Consider the following 22946-nt stretch of genomic DNA (forward strand, 5'->3'; position numbering starts at 1 on the left):
AAGAGGGCGCCATGCGGGCGCCGGGCGGATGACGCGCGGCCGCCCTTTCCCGTCTGTACTGCCAGAGTCAGCCCCGATGAGCGGCGTCAACGAGATCCGGTCGACCTTCCTCGACTACTTCGCCAAGGCGGGCCACGAGGTCGTGCCGTCGTCGAGCCTCGTGCCGAAGAACGACCCGACGCTGATGTTCACGAACGCCGGCATGGTGCAGTTCAAGAACGTCTTCACCGGGATGGAGAAGCGCGCCTACGACCGGGCGACGACGGCGCAGAAATGCGTGCGGGCCGGCGGCAAGCACAACGACCTCGACAATGTCGGGTACACCGCGCGCCACCACACGTTCTTCGAGATGCTCGGCAACTTCTCGTTCGGCGACTACTTCAAGGACCGCGCGATCGAGCTGGCCTGGACGCTGATCACCAAGGAGTTCGGCCTCAAGCCCGACAAGCTCCTCGTCACCGTCTACGCCGACGACGACGAGGCCGCAGGCCTGTGGAAGAAGATCGCCGGCTTCTCCGACGACAAGATCATCCGGATCGGGACCTCCGACAATTTCTGGCAGATGGGCGATACCGGCCCCTGCGGCCCCTGCTCGGAGATCTTCATCGACCAGGGCCCGGCGCTGCAGGGCGGCCCGCCCGGCTCGCCGGACGAGGATGGCGACCGCTTCCTCGAGTTCTGGAACCTCGTGTTCATGCAGTACGAGCAGCTGGAGCCGGGCGTCCGGAACCCGCTGCCGCGGCCGTCGATCGACACCGGCATGGGCCTGGAGCGCATGGCGGCGATCCTCCAGGGCGTCCACTCGAACTACGACACCGACCTGTTCCGCGCCCTGATCGACGCAGTGGCCCACGCGGTCTCGCGGGCGCCGGAGGCGGCCACGATGGCGTCCTACCGGGTGATCGCCGACCACCTGCGGGCGGCCTCCTTCCTGGTGGCCGACGGCGTGCTGCCGGGCAACGAGGGCCGCGGCTACGTGCTGCGCCGGATCATGCGCCGCGCCATGCGCCACGCCGAGATCCTGGGGGCCCGCGAGCCCACCATGTTCCGCCTCGTGCCGACCCTCGTGCGCGAGATGGGCCAGGCCTACCCGGAGCTGATGCGGGCCGAGAGCCTGATCGCCGAGACCCTGAAGCTGGAGGAGACCCGCTTCCGCCGCACCCTCGAGCGGGGCTTGTCGATCCTCGACGCCGAGAGCCGCGACCTGCGGGAGGGCGACAAGCTCTCCGGCGAGACCGCCTTCACCCTCTACGACACCTACGGCTTCCCCCTCGACCTGACGCAGGACGCGCTCAAGGCCCGCGGCATCGGCGTGGACACCGACGCCTTCGCGGCCGCGATGCAGCGCCAGAAGCAGGCGGCCCGCGAGGCCTGGAAGGGCTCGGGCGAGGCGGCGACCGAGACGGTGTGGTTCGGACTGCGCGAGCGCGTCGGCGCCACCGAGTTCCTGGGCTACGAGACCGAGACCGCCGAGGGCATCGTGACCGCGCTCCTGCGCGACGGCGCCGAGGTGAAGGCCCTCGAGGCTGGTCAGACTGGCCTCGTCCTCGTCAATCAGACGCCGTTCTACGGGGAGTCGGGCGGCCAGGTCGGCGATACCGGCCTGATCCTGGCGCCGGGCGTGCGGGCGCGGGTGACCGACACCCAGAAGAAGCTCGGCGACGTGTTCGTCCATCACGTCACCGTGGAGGAGGGGACGGTGAGCCTCGACCAGCCGGTCGAGTTGAAGGTCGACAACGCCCGCCGCAGGGCGATCCGGGCCAACCACTCGGCCACCCACCTGCTCCACGAGGCCCTGCGGCAGGTGCTGGGCGACCACGTCGCCCAGAAGGGCTCGCTGGTCAGCCCCGACCGGCTGCGCTTCGACATCAGCCACCCGAAGCCGATCGAGGCCGACGAGCTCGGCCGCGTCGAGGACATCGCCAACGCGGTGCTGCTGCAGAACGCGCCCGTCGTCACGAAGCTGATGGCCGTGGACGACGCGATCGCGTCGGGCGCCCGCGCGCTGTTCGGCGAGAAGTACGGCGACGAGGTGCGGGTGGTCTCGATGGGGCTGCCGGTCGACGGCGACGCCGCGCAACCGCGCGCCAAGAACTTCTCCGTGGAGCTCTGCGGCGGCACTCACGCCGCGCGCACCGGCGATATCGGGGCGATCACCATCGTGGCCGAGAGCGCGGTGGGCGCGGGCGTGCGCCGGATCGAGGCGCTGACCGCCGACGCGGCGCGCCGTCACCGGGCCGAGGAGGCCCGGACGCTGGCGGCGCTCGCCGGCATCCTCAAGGCGCCGGTCTCGGAGGCGCCCGACCGCCTGACCGCGCTGATGGAGGACCGGCGCCGCCTGGAGCGCGAGCTGGCCGAGACCCGTCGCAAGCTCGCCATGGGCGGCGAGGGCGGCCCGGGCTCGGGCGCGCAGCAGACCGAGATCGGCGGGGTGGCCTTCCGCCGCTCCGTCATCGAGGGGCTCGACATGCGCGACCTCAAACCGATCGTCGACGAGGAGAAGAAGCGCCTGGGCTCCGGCATCGTGGCGGTGGTCGGCATCGGACCGGACGGCAAGGCCGGGCTGGTGGTCGGCGTCACCGACGACCTGACCGAGCGCTACGACGCGGTCGGGCTGGTCCGGGCCGGGGCCGGGGCGCTCGGCGGGAAGGGCGGCGGCGGCCGCCGCGACATGGCGCAGGCCGGCGGCCCGAACGGGGCCGGGGCCGAGGCCGCCCTCGACGCCGTCGCGCAGGCCCTCACCGAGGCCGCCTGAGCCGCGACGCGCCGCGGAAGGGCCGCACCGTCGCCGACGCGGCCCGATCGTCCTCCGCGAGACCGGCGCGGTCGCCCCGACAGGCTCTCGCGTCCGTTCCGGCCCCGGGCGAACATCGCGGCCCCCCTCGCGGGTCCTGCGCCGCTCGGGTCACCGGGGATCAGGCGAGATCACCGGCTGCCGCCGCCGCCACCGCCCTGCGGCGCGACCCGCGACGGCTGGTTGGCGTTGCCCGCCGCCGCCGAGTTGTTGGAGATCGTGTCGGCCGGCCGGCCGGTGGGCGAGTAGCTCACGGCGGCTTCGTTCCCGGTGGCGTCGATCTGCTGGCTCACCACGCCCGGCGCGCCGGGAGCGGGCGCGACGGGCCGGGCCTCGACCTGGGCGCTGGCCGGCGCGACGGTGGCGAGGGCGAGAAGGGCGGCGAGACATGTCCGGGTCATGAGAATCCTTGCTGGTTCCAGGCCCAGGCAACCTCAGTCGCGCGCGATCGATCCCGCGTTGTTGCGACGCGGCACCGTCCCGCCCCGGCGCCTGCCGCGCGCGATCACTTCACGCGCGTCCAGGTCTGCCGCTTGCAGAACACGCTCATGACGCAGCCGGAGACCTCGAGCGAGTCGGGTCCCGTGAGCTTCAGCGAACCGGAATAAGTCTTGCCGTCGTTCGGGTTGTAGAGCGACCCTGAGAAGCCGCCGCCTTCGGGCTGTCGCGCGTCGAGGATCTGGACGCCAACGACGCTGCGGCCACGCAGGGCCGGATCCGGGTTCTTCGCGTCGAGCCCCTTCCCGGGTGCGCTGATGATCGTGCCGCAGAAGCCGCTGCCGCATGGCGCGATGCGGACCTTCGAACTGCCGGTTTCCGTCAGCCATACGCCGGCCGGATCGGCCGCCAGGGCCGGCGCGCACGCCGCGCCCGTCGCGAGCAGGGCCAGAACCGCGCGACGAAACCTCGAACCCATACCTGTTCCTCCCAACCGAGAACGCGGCCGGGTTCTACCGCGATGCCTGCGGCAGCGCACCGCCCAGATACGTCTCGACGACCTCGCAGAACGGCTGCCCGGCCCCGGTCGACAGCACGGCGTCGATCTCGAAGAGCGGATCGTCCGGTCCGGGCGCGGCGCTCCGGACCGGCGCGCGCACCTCGACGGTGCTGCGCACCGGGGCGAGGGGACGCACGACCCGGCCGAAGGGCGTGCGGGTGGTGTCCAGCGTCGCGTTCATCTCCGGCGTGAGCCGGGCCGGCACGTACCAGTTATCCGCCTCGGACAGGACGCGGTCCCCGCAGGCGAGACGGACGCGGCGGTAGCGCACCGGCTCGTCCGGGCCGATCGCGAGACGGGCGCGCTGCGCGGCCGTCAGGGGCTTGTCGGCGACGGCCACGCGCTCCGCCACGAGGTGCGGGTCCCCGGCGAGCTTGTAGTCGGCACACCAGCTCTCGAGGGCGAAGGTCGCGCTGTGCGCCGCGAGGATACGGCTCCGCAGCGAGGCGATGAGCGCCTGCGGCCCGTCGGCGGCGGACGGCGTATCGGCCGGCTTCGGCGCCTCGGCGGCGTCGCGCGCCCAGCTCGGCGCCCCGGTCACCGCGCCCGATCCCAGCAGCACGGCGAGGACCAGGGGCGGTACCCGGAACGCCTGTGCGGCTGTTGCGGGCCGCGGGGCCCCGCGCGCCGATCGATCCCGTGCCAGTAATGGCAAAATGCGGACGGCATGGCGGAAAGACTTTCCGGTGTGCCACAGCATCTCGGATCATATCCTCCCAGCTGAACCACCAGATCTTCGCCACGTGCCGCCGCATCGAGGCCCGGCAGAACGCTCCGACCGGACGGCTTCCCGGCCGAGCCGGCGACGCGGGCCGAGATCTATACAAGACGCGGCGATCCGTCGAGCCGCCGGGCGGACCGGCCCGGCGCCGACGTCGTGTCTACCGACGGGCGACTGGCGGCAGGTCGGTGCAGAGGCCGAGCCCGGCCTCCGCCGCGAGACCGATCGTCTCGCCGAGGGTCGGGTGGGGGTGGATCGTCCGGCCGATATCGGTGGCGTCGGCGCCCATCTCGATCGCCAGCGCGACCTCGCCGATCATGTCGCCGGCGCTCGGGCCGACGATGGCGCCGCCGACGACGCGCCGGGTCTGCGCGTCGAACAGCAGCTTGGTCAGGCCGTAATCGGCGCCGTTGGCGATGGCCCGGCCCGAGGCGGCCCAGGGGAAGCGCGCCAACTCGACGGCCCGCCCGGCCGCCTTCGCGGCCGTCTCGGTGAGGCCGGCCCAGGCGATCTCCGGGTCGGTGTAGGCGACCGAGGGGATCACGGCGGCGTCGAAGCCGGCCTTGTGGCCGGCGGCGGCCTCGGCGGCGACGTGGCCCTGATGCACCGCCTTGTGGGCGAGCATCGGCTGGCCGACGCAATCGCCGATGGCGAAGATGTGCGGCACGTTCGTGCGCATCTGGGCGTCCACCGGCACGAAGCCGCCGTCCAGCGCCACGCCGGCCGCGTCGAGGCCGAGCGTCGCCCCGTTGGGCCGGCGGCCGGCGGCCTGGAGCACGAGGTCGTAGGTTCCGGGCTCGGCCTCCCCCGAGAAGGTCACGGCGATCCCGTCCAGTTTCGCCTCGGCGGAGACGACCTCGACCCCCGTCAGGACGCGGTCGAAACGGTGAGCGTTGCGCTTCGTCCAGACGCTCACGAGATCCCGGTCGACGCCCTCGAGCAGGCCGGGCAGGCGCTCGACCACGTCGACCCGCGCGCCGAGCGCGCTGTAGACCGTTGCCATCTCCAGGCCGATGATGCCGCCGCCGATCACCAGGAGCCGGCGCGGCACGGCGGGAAGTTCCAGCGCCCCGGTGGAATTCACGACCCGCGGATCGTCCGGGAGCATCGGCAGGGCCACCGGCGCCGAGCCCGCCGCCACGACGGCGCCCGTGAAGGTGACGTCCCGCGTGCCGCCGTCGTGCAGCGTCACCGAGACCGTGTCGGGCCCGGTGAAGCGGGCTGTCCCGCGGACCACCTCGACCTTGCGCTGGCGCGCCATCTGGGCGAGCCCATCGGTGAGGCGGCGGACGGTGCCGGCCTTGAAGGTCCGCAGCTTCTTCAGATCGACCGTCGGCGCGCCGAAGCTGATCCCGTGCGCGGCCAGCCGGACGGCCTCCTCGGTGACCGCGGCCACGTGGAGCAGCGCCTTCGAGGGGATGCAGCCCACGTTGAGGCAGACGCCGCCGAGGGTCGCGTGGCGCTCGACCAGGATGACCCGCTGCCCGAGATCGGCGGCCCGGAAGGCGGCCGAGTAGCCGCCCGGTCCGCCGCCGATCACCAGGAGATCGCAGCCCGCGCCGGACTGCGGCTTCGGTGGCGCGGCGGGCGTGGGCGCGGGGGTCGGAGCCGAGGCCGGCGCAGGGGTCGGTTCGCCGCGCGCGTCGGTCGATTCGATCGCGAGGCGGGCGACGAGGGTGCCGGCCGACACCGTGTCGCCGAGGCCGACCAGCATCTCCACGAGGCGGCCCGCCGCGGGGGAGGGGATGTCCAGCGTCGCCTTATCGGATTCGACCACCAGCAGGGTCTGGTCCTTGGCGACCGGCTGGCCGGGCGCCACTGGGATCTCGATGACGGGCACGTCGGCGTAGTCCCCGAGATCGGGAACGCGGATGTCGAGGGTCTCGGGCATGGCGGCGGCGGTCACAGGAGGGCGCGGCGCAGGTCCGACAGGACCGAGGCCACGTGGCCGAGGAAGCGGGCGGCGGCGACGCCGTCCACGACGCGATGGTCCCAGGACAGGCTGAGCGGCAGGATCAGGCGCGGCTGGAAGGCCTTGCCGTCCCAAACCGCCTCGGTGCGCGAGCGCGCCGCGCCGAGGATCGCGACCTCGGGAGCGTTGATGATCGGGGTGAAGCCGTCGCCGCCGATGCCGCCGAGCGACGAGACCGAGAAGCAGCCGCCCTGCATGTCGGAGCCCGGAAGGGTCCCGGACCGGGCCTTCTCGGCCATCGCGGCCATCTCGGTGGCGATCTCGATGAGGCCCTTGCGGTCGCAGTCGCGCACCACCGGCACCATCAGGCCCTTCGGCGTGTCCACCGCGAAGCCGACATGGACGTAGTCCTTCAGGACGAGGTCGCTGCCCTCCAGGGAGGAATTGAAGCGCGGATAGGCGCGCAGCGCCGAGGCCGCCGCCTTGATCAGGAAGGCCACCATGGTGACCCGGGCGGGCGGCGTGCGCGTCTCCGTGTTGAGGCCGACCCGGAACGACTCGATCTCGGTGACGTCGGCCCGGTCGAAGTTGGTGACGTGCGGGATCGTCAGCCAGTTGCGGCTGAGATTGGCCCCCGAGAGACTCTGGATGCGCGAGAGCGGCTCGCGCCGCACCGGTCCGAACTTAGCGAAGTCGACCTCCGGCCAGGGCGGCAGGCCGGCGCCGATGCCGGACGCGGCGACGGGTGCCTGGACCGGCGCGTTGAGGGCCGCCTTGACGAAGGCGTGCACGTCCTCGCGCAGGATCCGCCCCTTCGGGCCGGTGGCGGCGACGCGGTCGAGCCCGACGCCCAGCTCGCGGGCGAGCTGGCGGACCGACGGGCTGGCATGCACGTCGCCGCTCGTCGCCTGGATCGGGTCGGCCCGCATCGGCTCCGGCGAGGCGCGACCGGCTCCCTCTCCCGTGCGGGCGAGGGCTGGGGTGAGGGGGGTGCCGTCTCCGGACAACCCGGATCCCTCACCCTGTCCCTCTCCCGCACGGGAGCGGGGACCCGCGCCCTGCCCGGAAGCCGACGGCGCTGCGGCCGCGGCAGGCGGTGCCGCCGCGGTCTCGACCCCGCCGCCCTCGGCAGGCTCCACCGTGAGGATCGGCGTGCCCTCGGACACTTTCGTCCCCACCGACACCAGCAACTCGCGCACGATGCCGGCGACCGGGGAGGGGACCTCCATGGTGGCCTTGTCGGACTCGATGCTGAGGATCAGGTCGTCCACCGCGAGGCGGTCGCCGGGCTTCACCAGAAGCTCGATGACCGGCACGTCCCGGTAATCGCCGATATCCGGGAGGGCGATCTGCAGCGCGGCGCTCATGCGGTCGGATGTCCGTGGCTCGGGCGTTCGGAAAAGCGGTGGGGGGGCGGCGCCCCGTGACCGGGCGCCCGGCCTCAGATCGTCCAGGGCGCGGGCGCGTCCGCCGCGATGCCGTAGCGGCGGATCGCGTCCGCCACCGTCGCGCGCGGAACCGTGCCGGCCTCGGCCAGAGCGTGCAGGGCGGCGATGACCACGTGCTGCCGGTCGACCTCGAAGAACCGACGGAGCGCGTTGCGGGTGTCGCTGCGCCCGAACCCGTCGGTGCCGAGGGCGACGAAGCGCGGGCCCACGTAGGAGGCGATCAGCTGCGGGTAGGCCCGGACGTAGTCGGTCGCCGCGACGACGGGCGCCGTGCCCGGCAGCAGCGCCGCCACGTGGCTGACCGGAGCCTCGGCCTCCGGGTTGAGCATCGCCTGCCGCTCGGCCTCGCGGGCATCGCGGGCCAGCTCGCTGAAGCTCGTCACGCTGAACACCTCGGCCGCGACGCCGAAATCCTGCGCGAGCATCGCCGCCGCCGCGATCACCTCCGGCAGGATCGCCCCGGAGCCGAGGAGCCGCACGGCGGCGCTTCCCGCCTCCGGCCCCGACAGGCGGTACATGCCCTTCAGGATCCCGGCCTCCGCCCCCTGCGGCATGGACGGCTGGGCGTAGTTCTCGTTCATCGCCGTGAGGTAGTAGAAGGCGTCCTCGCCTTCCTCCATCATCGCCCGGGCGCCCCGGTCGACGATCACCGCCATCTCGTACGCGAAGGCCGGATCGTAGGCCCGGCAGTTCGGGATCGCGGCCGCCTGCATGTGGCTCGACCCGTCCTGGTGTTGCAGGCCCTCGCCGCCGAGCGTCGTGCGGCCCGCCGTGGCGCCGATCAGGAAGCCGCGGGCCCGCTGGTCGGCCGCCGCCCAGATCAGGTCGCCGACCCGCTGGAAGCCGAACATCGAGTAGTAGATGTAGAACGGCAGCATCGACAGGCCGTGGACGCTGTAGGACGTGGCCGCCGCCGTCCAGGACGAGATCGCCCCGGCCTCGGTGATGCCCTCCTCGAGGAGCTGCCCGTCTCGGGCCTCGCGGTAGTAGAGCATCGAGCCCGCATCCTCCGGCTCGTAGAGCTGCCCCTGTGGCGCGTAGATCCCGACCTGCCGGAACAGGTTGGCCATGCCGAAGGTCCGCGCCTCGTCGGCGACGATCGGCACGATGCGCGGCCCGAGATCCTTGTGCTTCAGGAGGTTGCCGAACAGGCGCACCACCGCGGTGGTGGTCGACATCTCCTTGCCGGCGGCCTCGAGGGCGAAGCCCGCGTAGGTGGAGAGCTCCGGAACCGGGACCGTCGGCGCCGTGCGGCGGCGGGCCGGCAGGACGCCGCCGAGCATCTCGCGCCGCTCGCGCAGGTAGCGCATCTCGGCGCCGTCCTCGGCCGGCTTGTAGAAGGCCAGGCCCTCCACCTGCGCGTCCGACAGCGGCAGCGCGAAGCGGTCGCGGAAGGCGCGCAGCGCGTCGACGTCGAGCTTCTTGGCTTGGTGGGCGGTCATGCGCGACTCGCCCGCGCCGCCCATGCCGTAGCCCTTCTTGGTCTTGGCCAGGATCACCGTCGGCCGGCCCTTGGTGGCCTTGGCAGCCGCGAAGGCCGCGTAGAGCTTGCGGAAGTCGTGGCCGCCGCGCTTCAGCCGGTCGACGTCGGCGTCCGACATGTGGGCGACGAGCTCGCGCACCTCCGGGTCCTCGCCGAAGAAGTGCGAGAGGTTGTAGGCGCCGTCCTTGGCACCGAGCGTCTGGTACTTGCCGTCCACCGTCTCGGCGAAGCGGCGCAGCAGGGCGTGGTTGGTGTCGCGGGCGAAGATCCCGTCCCACTCCGAGCCCCACAAAACCTTGATGACGTTCCAGCCGGCGCCGCGGAACAGGCTCTCCAACTCCTGGATGATCTGGCCGTTGCCGCGCACCGGCCCGTCGAGCCGCTGCAGGTTGCAGTTGATGACGAAGGTCAGGTTGTCGAGATTCTCGCGCGCCGCCAGCGCGAGGCCGCCGATCGACTCGGGCTCGTCCATCTCGCCGTCGCCGAACACGCCCCAGACGTGCCGGCCGGTGGTGTCGGCGAGGCCCCGGTCGCCGAGGTAGCGCATGAACCGCGCTTGGTAGACCGCGTGGATCGGGCCGATGCCCATGGAGCCGGTGGGGACCTGCCAGAAATCCGGCATCAGCCAGGGATGCGGGTAGGAGCAGAGCCCGTCGCCGGCGATCTCCTGGCGGTAGTGCTTCAGCTGCTCCTCGGACAGCCGGCCCTCGAGGAAGGCCCGCGCGTAGACGCCGGGCGCCGAGTGTGGCTGGAAATAGACGAGGTCGCCGTCCGTGCCGCCTTTGAAGAAGTGGTTGAAGCCGACCTCGAACAGCTCCGCCGCCGAGGCGTAGCTCGCCACGTGGCCGCCGAGCTCGCCGTAGGCCATGTTGGCACGCACCACCATGGCCAGCGCGTTCCAGCGCATGATCGAGGTCAGGCGCTCCTCGATGTCGAGGTCGCCGGGGTAGCGCGGCTGCTTCTCCAGCGCGATCGTGTTCCGATAGGGCGAGTAGGGCAGGGCCTCGTCGAGGATGCCGATCTCCTTCGAGCGCCGCTCCAGGCGATCGAGGATGAAGCGCGCCCGGGCCGCACCCTCGGTGCGGAAGACGGATTCCAGCGCGGCGAGCCAGTCCTGGGTCTCGGCCGGATCGTGATCCACCTCGGCGGACCGCGCGATCGTGGCTTTCGGCGGTATGGCGTTCATCGGCGCGGCCTCCCTGGTCGGCGCGATCATACGAGGATCGCGGCGGCGGGACATGCCGGATATTTGCCGCTATGCCGGGGTTCGCGGATTGATATTCCCTGATGCGAGCTGTAGGCGGCAAAACATGCCGCATCCTGCGCCCCAGACCGCGCCCGCGGCTCCCGACCGGAGACCGATCGCATGCCCGCCCGACCGGCCGCCCTCGACGCCGCGAGCCTGCGCATCCTCGAGTGCCTGCAGCAGGACAGCGAGATCAGCATCGCGGATCTCGCGGAGCGAGTCGGCCTGTCGACGTCGCCGTGCTGGCGACGCGTCAACGACCTGAAGGAGGCGGGGGTGATCCGCGGCTGCGTGGCGGTGGTCGACCCGCTGAGCCTCGGGCTCGCGGTCAACGTCTTCGTCCACGTGTCGCTGGAGAAGCAGACCCAGCCCGCGCTCCAGGCCTTCGACGAGGCGGTGCGCAGCCGCCCGGAGGTGATGGAGTGCTACCTGATGAGCGGCGAGGCCGACTACATGCTGCGCGTCGTGGTCGAGGATCTGGGCCAGTACCAGAAGCTCGTCCTCGACCACCTCACACGGATCCCCGGCGTGGCCAACATCCGCTCGAGCTTCGCCCTGGGGCAGGTGAAGTACACGACCGCGCTGCCGCTCGGTCACCTGACCCGCTGAGCCGGATTGTTTCAGCGAGGAGTCCCGATGCGGGCCTGGTCGGCCGGGACGGGTTCCACCTGAAACCCTCGGGCGATGTCCTCTCCGCCATCACGAGCAACGCGTGGTGACTCAGGACCGCGCGACCTCAGTCGTCGCGCCGACGGGATCGCTTCGCTGCGCGCGCAGGGACGGTGCTGTCGGGATCTGCCTGACGGCGCGGAAGGCCGGGACGGCCGCGTCGCGCCTGCGAGGAATGGTGGAGCCTAACGGGATCGAACCGATGACCTCTTCCATGCCATGGAAGCGCTCTCCCAGCTGAGCTAAGGCCCCATATTTTTAAACGCGGTCCGCGTCCCCGACAGGGCCGCGTCGCGCGAGGGTGGGATGGTGGAGCCTAACGGGATCGAACCGATGACCTCTTCCATGCCATGGAAGCGCTCTCCCAGCTGAGCTAAGGCCCCACTTTTTACATCCACCGCGGTTTGGGTACCGCGGGGTCTCGCCGGTCCGGGTCGCGGTCGGCGAGGCCGGTTCTATAGGCGGCTCGCATCGCGGACTCAACCCCCTTTTTCGCTGCCGCCGGGGGTTTTTGGTCGGGAGAGACGGAGGCCGCCTCAGCCCTCCTCGTCGTTCTCGATATCGCCGTCGATCAGGTCGGAGACGTCGTCGTCGCCGGAATCCTCTTCCTCCAGGAAGGTATCGTCGTCGGAGGATTCCCCGTCCTCGACCGAGTCGTCCTCGGGCGTCGGATCGGCATCGTCCTCGGCGGCCTCGACCTCGTCGAGGGAGACCATCTCCGGGCCCTTCTCGTCCGTCTCGTCCTCATCGTCGGTGTTGGCCGGGCCCCGCGACAGCGCCGGGGGGGCCGCACGGCTGGAGGTGGCCACCGCCTGATAGACCGCGCCGCATTTCGGGCAGACCGCGGGATCGCGGGCGAGGTCGTAGAACTTCGCGCCGCAGCTCATGCACTGGCGCTTCAAGCCAAGTTCCGGTCGGGCCACGGGCGGACACCTCGTCGTCAGTACTGTCTCGGGGGAGGCGCCCCGTTAGTCGCGGTGAAAGCGCCTGTCAATCGAGCCCGCGCAGGGCGTTTCGGGCGGCGCGCCCCCGCGTGCGGCGCCCGGGATCGGCGCGGGCAGCGGATGGATGACGGCGGGCGGTGCCCGTGTTAACGGCGCGGCGATTTCACCGTCCGATTGCAGCGCCGCGGCAGGGCCGCGCGACGCGCCGGATCCAGGCCCACGTCTCAGAGCCCGAACGGACGTCCCGTGTCGCACGATTCGACCCCCCAGCCCCTCACCGCCGCGCCGGGCGCCCCGCTGCGCGGACGCCTGCGCCCGCCCGGCGACAAGTCGATCTCGCACCGGTCGATGATCCTCGGCCTGCTCAGCCAGGGCGAGACGCGGGTCGAAGGCCTGCTGGAGGGCGACGACGTCCTGCGCACCGCCGCCGCCGCGAAGGCGCTCGGGGCAGGGGTCGAGCGCCTCCGGGCCGGGAGCTGGCGGGTCCGGGGCGTCGGGATCGGCGGCCTCGGCGACCCGGCCGAGGTTCTCGATTTCGGCAATGCCGGCACCGGTTCGCGGCTGATGATGGGCGTGGTCGGCGGGCAGCCGGTGACCGCGACCTTCGACGGCGACGCCTCCCTGCGCTCGCGGCCGATGCGCCGCATCCTCGACCCGCTCACCCGGATGGGCACGCAGGTCCTGGCCGAGGCCGAGGGCGGCCGCGTGCCCCTGACCCTGCGGGGCCCCAGGGAGGCGATCCCGATCACCTACGAGACCCCGGCGGCCTCCGCGCAGATCAAGTCGGCGGTCCTGCTCGCCGGCCTCAACGCCCCCGGCGTCACGAGCGTGATCGAAGCGGCTGCGACCCGCGACCACACCGAGCGGATGCTGCGCCTGTTCGGCGCCGCGGTCAGCGTCGAGCCGCACGGTCCGGGCGGCCACGGCCGCAAGGTCGCGCTGACGGGCCAGCCGACGCTGCGCGGCACCGACGTGGTGGTGCCGGCCGACCCGTCCTCGGCGGCGTTCCCGCTGGTGGCGGCGCTGATCGTGCCCGGCTCCGACGTGGTGATCGAGGGCGTGATGATGAACCCGCTGCGCATCGGGCTGATCACGACGCTCCTGGAGATGGGCGCGCAGATCGAGCGCGTGGCCGAGCGGGAGGAGGGCGGCGAGACCGTAGCCGACCTGCGCGTGCGCGCGAGCCGCCTGACCGGCGTCGACGTTCCGGCCGAGCGGGCGCCCGCGATGATCGACGAGTACCCGGTGCTGGCGGTGGCGGCGAGCTTTGCCGAGGGCCGGACCCGGATGAACGGCCTGCACGAGCTGCGGGTGAAGGAATCGGACCGCCTCGCGGCCGTGGCGGCCGGGCTCGCCGCGAACGGCGTCCGCCACGCGGTCGAGGGCGACGATCTCGTGGTCGAGGGCGACGGCACCGCGGCACCGGGCGGCGGGACGGTGGCGACCCACCTCGACCACCGCATCGCCATGGCGTTCCTGGTGATGGGCCTCGCGGCGCGGAACCCGGTCACGGTGGATGACGGCGCGATGATCGCCACGAGCTTCCCGAGCTTCCTTCCGACCATGCAGGCCCTCGGCGGCCAGATCGGGGCGTGACCGCCATGCCGCTCGTCATCGCGATCGACGGACCGGCCGCGTCCGGCAAGGGTACCCTCGCCAAGCGTCTGGCCGACCATTACGGCCTGCCGCATCTCGACACCGGGCTCCTCTACCGGGCGGTGGCGCTTGCCCTGATCGACGCCGGTCTGTCGCTGGACGATGCCGCCGCCGCGGCGCGGGCGGCCCAGGCCCTCGACGCCGGTCGGCTCGACGATCCGCGCCTGCGCGAGCGGGCGATGGGCGAGGCGGCCTCCCGCGTCTCGTCGGTGCCGGAGGTCCGCGCCGGACTGCTCGCGTGGCAGCGCCGCTTCGCCGCCGACCCGCAGGGGGCGGTGCTCGACGGGCGCGACATCGGCACGGTCGTGTGCCCCGAGGCCGCGGTGAAGCTGTTCATCACCGCCTCGTCCGAGGAGCGCGCCCGCCGCCGCCACCGCGAACTGGCCGGCCGCGGCGAGGCGGCGACCTTCGCGGCGATCCTGGCCGACATCGAGGCCCGCGACGCCCGGGACGCGTCGCGCAGCGCCGCCCCCCTGCGCATGGCCGAGGACGCGGTCCGGCTCGACACCACCGAGCTCGACGCGGACGCGGCCTTCGACGAGGCCCGGGGCATCGTCGAGCGGACCCGCGGCGACGCGGTCTGAGGGTTGTCCACCTCCGTCGTGTTGACCCCCCGGTCCCGCTCACCTATTGCGGACGCGCCGTCCCCGACGGGCCGCCGCGCGGCCCGGGACGCGAGCGCGTAGCTCAGCTGGTAGAGCAACGGACTTTTAATCTGTAGGTCCTGGGTTCGAGTCCCAGCGCGCTCACCAAGGTTCTCAGCAACTTACCTGGCCCGCGGCGGTCCTGCTCGCCGCTGCGGGTAACAATTTGGGTAACGCAAGCCGCGGGACGAACCGGCGATCTAATTTCCGGTCCGGCCTCACTGGCATGAACAGCGCAAGGTCGCGAGTGTGACTCTCGTGCTGCAGGTGGGTACGGATCGCCCCGATGTGCTTCGGCTTAAACCGTGCCTTCGGGCCGATGAGGCGGCCGAGGTTCTAGGGTTGTCGGGTAGTGTCGCTATCTGACAGCATGATGAGGCTCCGTTTGAAGAGCCGTCAGCGTCACACCCCGAACGCGATCCGGCCGCGCCGCAGCTGCGCGCCACTATCGGACCTTGTCCTCCGTTCAGGAAGCAGGCCTTCGGTTAGGCGCCCAATCCGGGCACGTCGTTCGCTACCTCAGCTCCAAGCGGCGGCGAAGCTCGGAAAGCCTTGGATCCGCTGCCGTTTCCGGAGCTTGGGCCAGCCCTTTGAGCAAATGCTCGACCCGGTAGGGCCACAACGACACATCCTCGCCGAGGACTGCCCAGAGCAAGTCGAGAAGCGGGCCTGGATGGTCCTGCGCAGGCGTTCTTTCGTCGGTGCGGTTCCCGGAATTTAAGCGCAGGGCCGCATCCCGCAGCGGCACCAGCCTCGGCAGGATCGACGCGACGACCCTCGGCATGAGATCGCCGCTCACGAGCGCGAAGTTCGCCAGCTGCCTGGACATCGCGGGCGTATGCAGAGCCCGCTGCTTGGGCCAAACCCGCTCGAAGAACGCCCCCACCTTGTCTCGCCAGGGCGTCTCAGGCTCCATACACCATCGCTCAAGTTGCCATAAGAGCCGTGAGCGGAATTCGTCGCTGGCATGGATCAGGGTCTCGCGCAGTTCATCGTCCAGGACGAGAGGCGTGCCGTCGTCGTCGGTGCTGCCCCAACCGGCGAGCAGGAAACCCGCGACGATCGTGATCCTGTCCCTCCGATCGCTGCCGCCATCACGGATAGCGCGTTCCAGCAAAGCTTTTTTGACCAGTCCGTAGAGCGGACGCGGCGGCAAACGAGCGGCCCAGAGCAGACCTTCCCAGAGGGCGTCGCCATCCGGGCCGTCGTCGTCCACGAGCCGAAGCATCCACCCCTCGGTCCAATCCCGATCGATAGTGAAGAGCCAGGTGACCTGATGTCCGAGCATGACTAGCGCGTGCCGGCGCAAGTCACCGGGTAGTGCCAAGAGGTCGTCCAGCATCGTTGTCCAGTGGGACGGGAAGCCCGCGCCGGCTTTCAGCTCTTTTGTCGCGGGATCCTTCATCGCCAAGCCGAACAGCTTCCCGACTGGGGCATTCAGCGCCTCCATCGCCCAGGACCGATGCAGCCTGCACCGACCATGCCCGTCTTCCGAGCGGAGGGCGGCCATCAAGGCCCGCCACAAACCGGGTAGAGCATCTGCCACATCTTCGAAGAAGCGCTCCCCTACCGCCTCCATCCATACGGAAACCGGGTAGGCGATCTCGTGGAAGCCCGATGGCGGCAGGGTACACAAACGTGCCGCGATCGAGCGGACCAGGCGGGGCGGGTCCGAGGGTCGGTTCTCTGTTCCCAGGAAGGCGGACCAAGCCCATCTGGGTGCCTCGCCGGAGCGGGCGGCATGGGCAAGTGCGGCGAGAGCCCGGACGGGCTTCGAAGCGGCAAGGCCTCGGAAGGGATCGCGCTCAGTCCGCTCCGCGAAGTTTGTTTCCCGAAGCTCCGCCGACCGGCGCAGAATGTCGCTGATGGGGACCCCGTCGAGAGGATCCGGCCGTGTGTCGCGTTCGATGGAGAACACCTGCGGCGCATTCGAGTCGGCCGCCCTGTCTCCCGCCTGCGTGGTCCACTGTGGCGCCGCGAGCCGTTGCGCGTCCATCGCCCCGCCCACGTCGAAGTTGAACGTCACTCCCTGGGTGGACAGCCAATGCAAACGATTCAGCCGGTCGCACGCCGCCAGCTCAACTTCCCTGCCTGCCACGGCGGTGTCCCATGGGTAGGAGCCCCGTAGGAGACGCTCCCCCACGACACTTCGGTCGTCGTCCGAAAGGTCCGACCAGCGGTCGCGCAAGGCATAGAGGAGGTCGCGCTCGTGAGTGGAGCCCCAGAACGCTCGATCCGGCAGCGATCTAAAGACGGCGCCCGCTGCCCCTCCGTCCAGCAGGCCCGCGCCCGCTGCCCAGATGCGGAGCCGCGCGAAGACGTATTCGTCGCGGGTCGGCCAGGAACGGAACTGGTCCCTCGCCGCCTCAGGATCGACGGCCGCAAGACGGGCCATCAGCCTCTGAAAGCGCACGACAGGGCCCGTGATGCCGTAGCTGTCGTCCGAGGGATCGGGGCCGCCATCCGGCCCGCGGCTAGTCTGCATATGCAGGCGGTCCGTCCCGGAGATCTCCTCTTCGAGAGCTATGGATAGATCGAGATTGCTCCGAAAGCACGAAACCGCGTACGCAAGCCATGTATCGGGAACATCGATGCCCTCGTGCGGGTGCGGATAGTCGACGTCGACGTGGATGACGTTTTCGGTCCGATCCTCAGAATCCCAGACCATTGGGTGGCCGTAGGCCGCCTGCGCCGTAAGCCGCGGCCGATAGAGGGCGGCAAGCTCCCGTACCAGCGAGGCGTTCCACCCTTCCTGTTTCCCACGGCGTTCGATGTCGTACTTCAGCATCATCGGATCAGGCCTTCGATCGGCCCAAGCAGCGATCAGCATGCGCCAGCCGCGCAGGATGGGCGGGGGAAAGCGCCCTCCGTCGTGCAGCAGGGCGTTCTCGATACCTTCCAGCACCGCCGGATGCAGCCCCGGCTGGTGCGCTGCCCACCACAGGGCAATGGGCTGGTGCGCCACTTGTCGGAGCCACACCCCAATCCCCTGTAGGCGGGGCGGCAGGTCGACACCGAACCCGCCCGTTCGCCCTGAGAGCAAAACGACCGAGCTTCGCGCGCCTTGCTCGAGGTCGAGGGTGTTCGATCGGAGGAGGTCGATGGCTTCGGCAGGTATCGGCCGTTCGCGCCGGAAGCTTTCTGGGTCCGGTGGCGCTGGCGGCGGATCGTCATCGAGGCCGAGCGCATCGAAGGGGTCGAAGGGTGGCTCGCCGTCGTCGATCGGGATGCCTCCCCCCGGGCGCGCGTAGCGTTGCGCAGGATCGGCGACGAGAAGCCATTCCGCGTTCAATGGCTTTGCCGCCACGACGACGCGGCGAACGCCCTCGGCGGTCGAAAGAACGTGAGCGACCTGCCCACGCTCATGGGCCAGCAGCCCTTTGGGGCCGGAAGCCGCCCTGGCGAACGTCGCTTCGTGCCAATCCCGTCCATCGCGGGCGCGTGCTGCCCAGGCCCCCAGCGTTTCCCAGAGGCCTCCGAAGTCGTCAAACGGGATCGCCTGGACGCCGCGGTGCTCCCAGAGCGCCACGGCGGAACGCTCGTCGCCATGCTGAAGCGCGTAGAGCCTGTTTCGGGTGCCGGCCCTCAGATTGAGCCCTTCCAAGAGGTACTGCACCGGCGGGTCGTCGGCGGTATAGCCGACGAATAGGATCTGAAACCGCGACAGCAGCGCTTGGATGAACCGCGTCGCCCAACCGAGCGAGAGATAGGCTCGTCCGAAATCGGCGCTGGAGACGACGAACTCGTCGTCCTGAGCCGTCCGGTAGCCCTCGTCAACGCGGCCATGCAGGTGCACGACGCCCCGGAAATCGCGGTCGCTACGCGGATCCGGCAAGTTCGGTGGCCCGGAGCTGAGCAGGGTCGAATCGCACGACTCGAACAGGAGGTCGAAATTCGTCGTCACAAGACGGGTTGTGCCGCGGGCAGTCGCAAGGTCGAGCAGTGCGCGATGGGCGCCTAGGCCGGCATCGGGTCGCGGGCGGATAGCTTCCGAGACGGCCGCACGTACGTCGGAAACTTCGAACTCGCGCTGGAGAAGGCCGAATACCCGGTCGGTCGCAACGAGGCCTCCCACGCCCGGCATGGGAGCCAGGGCGAGCGCCTGTTCGAGTAGGAGGCGGGCTCTGCTGTCCTTTGCGGCGCCGAGGAGGCGGATCACCTCGCGTCCCAGCCCGGCGAAGCTGGGCAGCCCCGCCTCTTGCTGGCTTACCCCGGCGCCGCAGAAGAGGATGACGTCGCCGGCATCCCGCGCGACGATTAGCTCGTCGGGGATGGAAGGGCCGTTTGCCGTAAATCGCATGGGTTTGAGACATAACGCAGCGGGGATGCTCTTGCAGCTTGGTCGAAGCACACGCGTCGCATTCGGCCAGACCCGGGCCTTCGAGGCTAACCGAGTCGCCAGCAAGCAGCCCTTCCGGATGGCAGAAAATGGGTCAGCTGCGGAGCTTGAGAGCTTTCTGTAAGCGGACGTTCTGCAATGCGCCCATCTCGGTCATTCAGCCGCCCCTCACGGCTTCTCCGAAGCGGACGCTACAGCTGCTCAGCTTGTGGGTCTTGGATGCGCCATCAGCGGACCTCCGACCGAAGACATTGGAATGGCCGCTTGGAGGCCGATTTCGTTGAAAAACTCGGAAGCGGGTCGTAGCGGCACTGCGGACCGGTTTGGATGTAGAAGCTCCTGCTATCGCATTGCCTGAAATTCGCTACGATAGTGAAATTGAACTGGCGACGAGAAAATAAAATTCTCTTGAGTGCCGCCTCGGATGACGCCTGAAGTACTGCCTCCGAGTTTTTCAACAAAATCAGGCCAACAGCGGTTGTCGAGATGGAATGGTTGCTCCGACCACCATAACGTCCTCGGCAACGAACCGCTGCCGAAGCGACACGAACAAAAACGCCCCACCGTGATCGGTGGTTGGTTCAACAGCAAGGCACTCAACAGCCGCTTGAAAGCAGTCGTCGGGTTACTTGGCAGGATGACCGGGGGCGCGGTCACGTCCTTGCTTGGCTGGCTGCCGTCGGTGCAGCAAACATCTTGCGCTGGAGCAGTAAAGCTACGGTCATGATGGTAAGGCCGACGACGAGGCCGTTCGCTACCAGGAAAAGCACCGGGGCGAGGACGGCGACCGCTCCGGCATCGCCATGGGCAACCAGGCGAACCGGGGCCGTTGCCATGGCAGTCGCGCCGAAGCTGAAGGTCCAGAGCCCGGGGACAGCGCCGGCCTTCGCGATCCAAGGCGAGAGCCGGGCCAGAACCAGAACCTGGAGCAGACCGTAGCCGATCAGGGCATGCGCAAAGAGGTCCGGCGCTCCGCCCCCGACCGAGAGGTAGGCCACGGCCCCCACCGGCGCGGGCGCCAGCTGGATGCCCAGGGTCGGGCGCAACGCGACGGGCTTCTCAGGCCCGGTCAGCAGGCGGTGGAGCAGAACCGATTCCATCGCAAGCCAGGAGAACAGGCCGGCGCCGAAGGCGAGCTGACCCCAATCCTGGTAGCCCAGGGCCGACGCCCCAGTCGCCGAGACAAAGCTTCCGGCCACGGTCGGCAGGTACAGCACCGCGGTGGTGGTGCCGTGGTCCCGGCCGCCTTGCCAGAGGCCGCCCGTCCGCCAGACCGCGAAGCCGAGCGTGAACAGGAAGCCGAGGCCGAACAGGACGGTTGCGGCTCCGGCCGAGTAAGGGATGAGCCCGCTCGCGACGAGCATGGTCGCCACGCCGGCGAGGCCGATGAAGCAGCACTGGACCGCATGGGCCGCCTCGACCGCCAGCTTGTCCGGGGCGAGGACGGCCTTGAGGGCATAGAGGACGACGAGCACGGCCCAGACTGCGCCGGCAAGTGCGTAGACCGCCTCCCCGACGACCGTGGGCAGGTGCCAGGCGAGCGCGGCCGCGCGCCAAGCCCCGCCGAGGCCGGATAGCCCCAGGACGATGCCGAAGTAGGCGGCCGGCGTGTTCGCGGCGACTTCCCTAATGCGCTGCGCGAGGTGGAGGCGTGGGCCGGCGACGATAGAGACCGTGGTCATGACCGTTCCCCTGTGAGGTCGGGATGTTGTCGGGCGGGCGCTGCGCCCACCGCTTCTCGACAAGGATGATAATGGACGACGGCCGCGATCTTTATTCCTCTCTCGGCAATGGAGAGGTTCGCGACGCGATGCTTGAAGGCAGCCGCTCAGCCACCGATCTCGGCGCCTTCGAAACATGAAGAAGCGGTGGTGAAGATGGTTAGGACCTGGCTCGTCACGGGCTCGTCGCGGGGGCTCGGCCGGGCCTTGGCCCAGGCCGTCGTCGCGGCGGGTGAGCGGCTCTGCGCGACGGCGCGCGACCCTGCCGCGCTCGCGGACCTCGTCGAGGCCAGCGGCGAGCGCGTGTTAGCGCTGCCCCTCGACGTCACCGACGAGGCAGGTGCGCGCCGGGCGGTCGAGGTCGCGGCGGAGCGGTTCGGTCGGATCGACGTGGTCGTCAACAATGCCGGCTACGGCGACCTGGCGCCCATCGAGGACACCGACCTCGCCTCGTTCCGGGCGCAGGTCGAGACGAACCTGTTCGGGGTCGTCAACGTGACCAAGGCGGCCATCCCGCTACTCCGGAGGCAACGCCGCGGGCATTTCCTGCAGGTCTCCTCCATCGGTGGGCGAACCGGCGCAACTGGTCGCGGCCCTTACTCGGCCGCGAAGTTCGGCGTGGAGGGGTTCTCCGAGGTCCTGGCTATCGAGATGAAGCCCTTCGGCGTGCACGTCACCATCGTGGAACCCGGCGGCTTCCGCACCGACTTCGCGGGCTCGTCGACGCGGGTCGCTGAGGGCAACCCGGCCTACGCCGAGACCGTCGGCAAGGTCGCCGCCATGCAGCGATCCTACGACGGCAAGCAGCCCGGCGACCCAGAGCGCGCCGCTCGGGCGATGATGGCCGTCGTCTCGGCGAAAGCGCCGCCGTTGCGCTTGGTTCTGGGTAGCGACGCCTACGCGCGAGCCGAGGCAGGCGACGAGGCCCGGCTGGCCGAGCTGCGCGCTTGGCGCGACCTCAGCCTTTCGACCGACTTCGGCGACCGATAACCCCATCGGGCGGGGATCATCTCAGGCTTCGGCGCGGAGCTTCAGTTGAGGAGGCGGTTTCCCCGGAGCGCCGCAACCGCCATGTTGACGAAGGTCCTGACCTTCGCTGGCGCTTGGCGTCCCTCGGGATACAGCACGTGGATGGGCAGCGGCGGCTCCTCGTAATCGGCGAGCACGACCTGCAGCTTCCCTTCCAGCAAGGCGGAGCCGATCTGGTAGTGCAGCACCCGCGTGAGACCCCAGCCCGCCATGGCCGCGGCGATGCCGGCCTCGTTGGTGTTGCTCACCAGGGCGGGATGGACCGTCACGCGCTGGTCCTGCGCGAACCGCCACTCCGTCGACGCCCAGGCGCCGTCGACATCGCGAGGCGATGGTCCCTCAGGTCCTGCGGGCTCTGCGGGACGCCGTGCCGCTCGAAATAGGCCGGCGCGCCGCAGACGACGCGGCGCACCGAGCCGACCCTGGCGGCCGTGAAGCCGGAATCGGGCAGGTGGCCGATGCGGACGGCGACGTCGATCCCCTCCTCGACGATGTTCACCGGCCGGTCGACGAACAGCGTCCGCGCGGACATGGTCGGGTAGGCGTCGAGATAGTCGGTTACGATGGGCAGCACGTACATGTGGCCGAACAGGACCGATCCGGTCACAGCGAGCGTCCCGGAGGGCGTCGCGTAGGAGCCGGCGGCAGCGGCCTCGGCCTCGACGATGTCGGCCAGGATGCGCCGGCAATCCTCATAGTAGCGCCCGCCGGCCTCGGTGAGCTTCACCGAGCGCGTGGTGCGCACGAACAAACGGGCGCCGATGGTCTCCTCGAGCGCGGCGACGGCTCGCGTCACCGCCGGCGGGCTCATGTGCATCAGGCGCGCCGTCTCGGCGAAGCTCGCTGTCTCCGCGACCTTGGCGAAGATGCGCATGGCCTGCCAGCGGTCCATGTCCCTGCTCCCCGTCCCGGGCGGCCCTAACATCGTGGCCGTGACGAATACAGACGTTCGCGTCAGCGCGCCGCGGTGTTGTGAACGGATGGTAAACCGCGCGAGAGACCCGTGCCTCTAGCTGGCAGGCAACGCGGCGACGCCCTCGGCGAGGCCCTCGATCTCGCGGCAGACCTCCGCAGATATGCCCGACCTGGCGGCACGCTCGCGCTCGTCGGCGAGACGGTCGCCGTCATGCGCGGCGGCCGCGAGGGCGAGCGTCAGGACGCGCGACGTCCGCGCGTCGAAGCTGCGCCCCTGCCGCGCGGCGTCGATCTCGGCGCCGCACAGCCCCAGCCTGCGGGCCTCGGCTTCCCGGTCCGCGGAGACGGGCACGTCGCAGTTCCCGTCGACCAGGGCGAGCGCGATGGACAGGCGTGCCCGCCCATCCAGGGTGAAGGACGACATGGCC

The 22946-nt window shown here is 70.5% G+C and carries 15 protein-coding genes, 3 tRNA genes and 1 pseudogene; 6 read left to right on the forward strand and 13 right to left on the reverse strand.

Annotated features, from left to right (window positions below; all coding sequences use genetic code 11):
- The first annotated feature begins 76 nt into the window (after positions 1-76).
- The gene (alaS, locus tag ASG32_RS25915; RefSeq protein ID WP_056531992.1) at positions 77-2755 is read left to right on the forward strand and encodes an alanine--tRNA ligase; all 2679 of its coding nucleotides are present in this window, start codon (positions 77-79) and stop codon (positions 2753-2755) included.
- A 170-nt stretch (positions 2756-2925) separates the two neighbouring features.
- Here alaS and ASG32_RS25920 read toward each other — a convergent pair whose 3' ends face one another.
- From ASG32_RS25920 to mdeB, 6 genes are all read right to left on the reverse strand, one after another.
- A complete protein-coding gene (locus tag ASG32_RS25920) occupies positions 2926-3195 on the reverse strand; it encodes a hypothetical protein (protein WP_012322495.1) in 270 nt (89 codons plus the stop codon).
- Between the two features lie 104 nt (positions 3196-3299).
- Positions 3300-3710 carry a DUF2147 domain-containing protein gene (locus tag ASG32_RS25925; protein WP_056531994.1) on the reverse strand — a complete coding sequence of 137 codons (411 nt, stop codon included), beginning with the start codon at positions 3708-3710 and terminating at the stop codon, positions 3300-3302.
- 34 nt (positions 3711-3744) lie between these two features.
- A complete protein-coding gene (locus ASG32_RS25930) occupies positions 3745-4353 on the reverse strand; it encodes a hypothetical protein (RefSeq protein WP_056531996.1) in 609 nt (202 codons plus the stop codon).
- Positions 4354-4672: 319 nt separating this feature from the next.
- A complete protein-coding gene (lpdA, locus tag ASG32_RS25935; protein WP_056532097.1) occupies positions 4673-6403 on the reverse strand; it encodes a dihydrolipoyl dehydrogenase in 1731 nt (576 codons plus the stop codon).
- 11 nt (positions 6404-6414) lie between these two features.
- Positions 6415-7791, reverse strand: a complete 1377-nt coding sequence (locus ASG32_RS25940) for a 2-oxo acid dehydrogenase subunit E2 (RefSeq protein WP_056531998.1) — start codon at positions 7789-7791, stop codon at positions 6415-6417.
- A gap of 74 nt (positions 7792-7865) precedes the next feature.
- A complete protein-coding gene (mdeB, locus tag ASG32_RS25945) occupies positions 7866-10541 on the reverse strand; it encodes an alpha-ketoglutarate dehydrogenase (RefSeq protein WP_056532099.1) in 2676 nt (891 codons plus the stop codon).
- A 180-nt stretch (positions 10542-10721) separates the two neighbouring features.
- Here mdeB and ASG32_RS25950 point away from each other — a divergent pair, with 180 nt between their 5' ends.
- The gene (locus tag ASG32_RS25950) at positions 10722-11210 is read left to right on the forward strand and encodes an Lrp/AsnC family transcriptional regulator (protein WP_056532000.1); all 489 of its coding nucleotides are present in this window, start codon (positions 10722-10724) and stop codon (positions 11208-11210) included.
- A 236-nt stretch (positions 11211-11446) separates the two neighbouring features.
- On the opposite strand, the gene ASG32_RS25955 is transcribed toward ASG32_RS25950, so the two are convergent.
- From ASG32_RS25955 to ASG32_RS25965, 3 genes are all read right to left on the reverse strand, one after another.
- A tRNA-Ala gene (locus ASG32_RS25955) sits at positions 11447-11522 on the reverse strand.
- Between the two features lie 55 nt (positions 11523-11577).
- A tRNA-Ala gene (locus ASG32_RS25960) sits at positions 11578-11653 on the reverse strand.
- A 153-nt stretch (positions 11654-11806) separates the two neighbouring features.
- Positions 11807-12193 carry a TIGR02300 family protein gene (locus ASG32_RS25965; RefSeq protein WP_026604880.1) on the reverse strand — a complete coding sequence of 129 codons (387 nt, stop codon included), beginning with the start codon at positions 12191-12193 and terminating at the stop codon, positions 11807-11809.
- A 267-nt stretch (positions 12194-12460) separates the two neighbouring features.
- Here ASG32_RS25965 and aroA point away from each other — a divergent pair, with 267 nt between their 5' ends.
- The 3 genes from aroA to ASG32_RS25980 all read left to right on the forward strand — a co-directional run bounded on the left by aroA (position 12461) and on the right by ASG32_RS25980 (position 14622).
- Positions 12461-13810 carry a 3-phosphoshikimate 1-carboxyvinyltransferase gene (gene aroA, locus ASG32_RS25970; RefSeq protein WP_056532002.1) on the forward strand — a complete coding sequence of 450 codons (1350 nt, stop codon included), beginning with the start codon at positions 12461-12463 and terminating at the stop codon, positions 13808-13810.
- Between the two features lie 5 nt (positions 13811-13815).
- Entirely contained in the window at positions 13816-14454 is a 639-nt protein-coding gene (cmk, locus tag ASG32_RS25975; protein ID WP_056532101.1) for a (d)CMP kinase, read from the forward strand.
- A 92-nt stretch (positions 14455-14546) separates the two neighbouring features.
- Positions 14547-14622, forward strand: a tRNA-Lys gene (locus tag ASG32_RS25980).
- 406 nt (positions 14623-15028) lie between these two features.
- Here the strand turns inward: ASG32_RS25980 and ASG32_RS25985 are convergent.
- Together ASG32_RS25985 and tehA are read right to left on the reverse strand one after the other, a co-directional pair.
- Entirely contained in the window at positions 15029-18814 is a 3786-nt protein-coding gene (locus tag ASG32_RS25985; RefSeq protein WP_056532005.1) for an SIR2 family protein, read from the reverse strand.
- A 692-nt stretch (positions 18815-19506) separates the two neighbouring features.
- A complete protein-coding gene (gene tehA / locus ASG32_RS25990; protein WP_082558050.1) occupies positions 19507-20535 on the reverse strand; it encodes a dicarboxylate transporter/tellurite-resistance protein TehA in 1029 nt (342 codons plus the stop codon).
- A gap of 195 nt (positions 20536-20730) precedes the next feature.
- Here tehA and ASG32_RS25995 point away from each other — a divergent pair, with 195 nt between their 5' ends.
- Positions 20731-21564: an oxidoreductase gene (locus ASG32_RS25995; RefSeq protein WP_056532105.1), complete on the forward strand. Its 834-nt coding sequence runs from the start codon at positions 20731-20733 to the stop codon at positions 21562-21564.
- A gap of 41 nt (positions 21565-21605) precedes the next feature.
- Here ASG32_RS25995 and ASG32_RS26000 read toward each other — a convergent pair.
- Both ASG32_RS26000 and ASG32_RS26005 read right to left on the reverse strand, forming a co-directional pair.
- Positions 21606-22495, reverse strand: a pseudogene (locus ASG32_RS26000) (LysR family transcriptional regulator).
- Positions 22496-22612: 117 nt separating this feature from the next.
- Positions 22613-22942 carry a hypothetical protein gene (locus tag ASG32_RS26005; RefSeq protein WP_056532007.1) on the reverse strand — a complete coding sequence of 110 codons (330 nt, stop codon included), beginning with the start codon at positions 22940-22942 and terminating at the stop codon, positions 22613-22615.
- Positions 22943-22946: the final 4 nt, after the last annotated feature.

The organism is Methylobacterium sp. Leaf361 (genome assembly GCF_001424445.1).
Taxonomy (GTDB): domain Bacteria; phylum Pseudomonadota; class Alphaproteobacteria; order Rhizobiales; family Beijerinckiaceae; genus Methylobacterium.

Excerpts from the sequence above, each read along its gene's own strand:
- alaS (WP_056531992.1), top strand. The coding sequence starts at position 77 with ATGAGCGGCGTCAACGAGATCCGGTCGACCTTCCTCGACTACTTCGCC.
- ASG32_RS25920 (WP_012322495.1), bottom strand. The coding sequence starts at position 3,195 with ATGACCCGGACATGTCTCGCCGCCCTTCTCGCCCTCGCCACCGTCGCG.
- ASG32_RS25925 (WP_056531994.1), bottom strand. The coding sequence starts at position 3,710 with ATGGGTTCGAGGTTTCGTCGCGCGGTTCTGGCCCTGCTCGCGACGGGC.
- lpdA (WP_056532097.1), bottom strand. The coding sequence starts at position 6,403 with ATGCCCGAGACCCTCGACATCCGCGTTCCCGATCTCGGGGACTACGCC.
- ASG32_RS25940 (WP_056531998.1), bottom strand. The coding sequence starts at position 7,791 with ATGAGCGCCGCGCTGCAGATCGCCCTCCCGGATATCGGCGATTACCGG.
- mdeB (WP_056532099.1), bottom strand. The coding sequence starts at position 10,541 with ATGAACGCCATACCGCCGAAAGCCACGATCGCGCGGTCCGCCGAGGTG.
- ASG32_RS25950 (WP_056532000.1), top strand. The coding sequence starts at position 10,722 with ATGCCCGCCCGACCGGCCGCCCTCGACGCCGCGAGCCTGCGCATCCTC.
- cmk (WP_056532101.1), top strand. The coding sequence starts at position 13,816 with ATGCCGCTCGTCATCGCGATCGACGGACCGGCCGCGTCCGGCAAGGGT.
- ASG32_RS25985 (WP_056532005.1), bottom strand. The coding sequence starts at position 18,814 with ATGCGATTTACGGCAAACGGCCCTTCCATCCCCGACGAGCTAATCGTC.
- tehA (WP_082558050.1), bottom strand. The coding sequence starts at position 20,535 with ATGACCACGGTCTCTATCGTCGCCGGCCCACGCCTCCACCTCGCGCAG.
- ASG32_RS25995 (WP_056532105.1), top strand. The coding sequence starts at position 20,731 with ATGGTTAGGACCTGGCTCGTCACGGGCTCGTCGCGGGGGCTCGGCCGG.
- ASG32_RS26005 (WP_056532007.1), bottom strand. The coding sequence starts at position 22,942 with ATGTCGTCCTTCACCCTGGATGGGCGGGCACGCCTGTCCATCGCGCTC.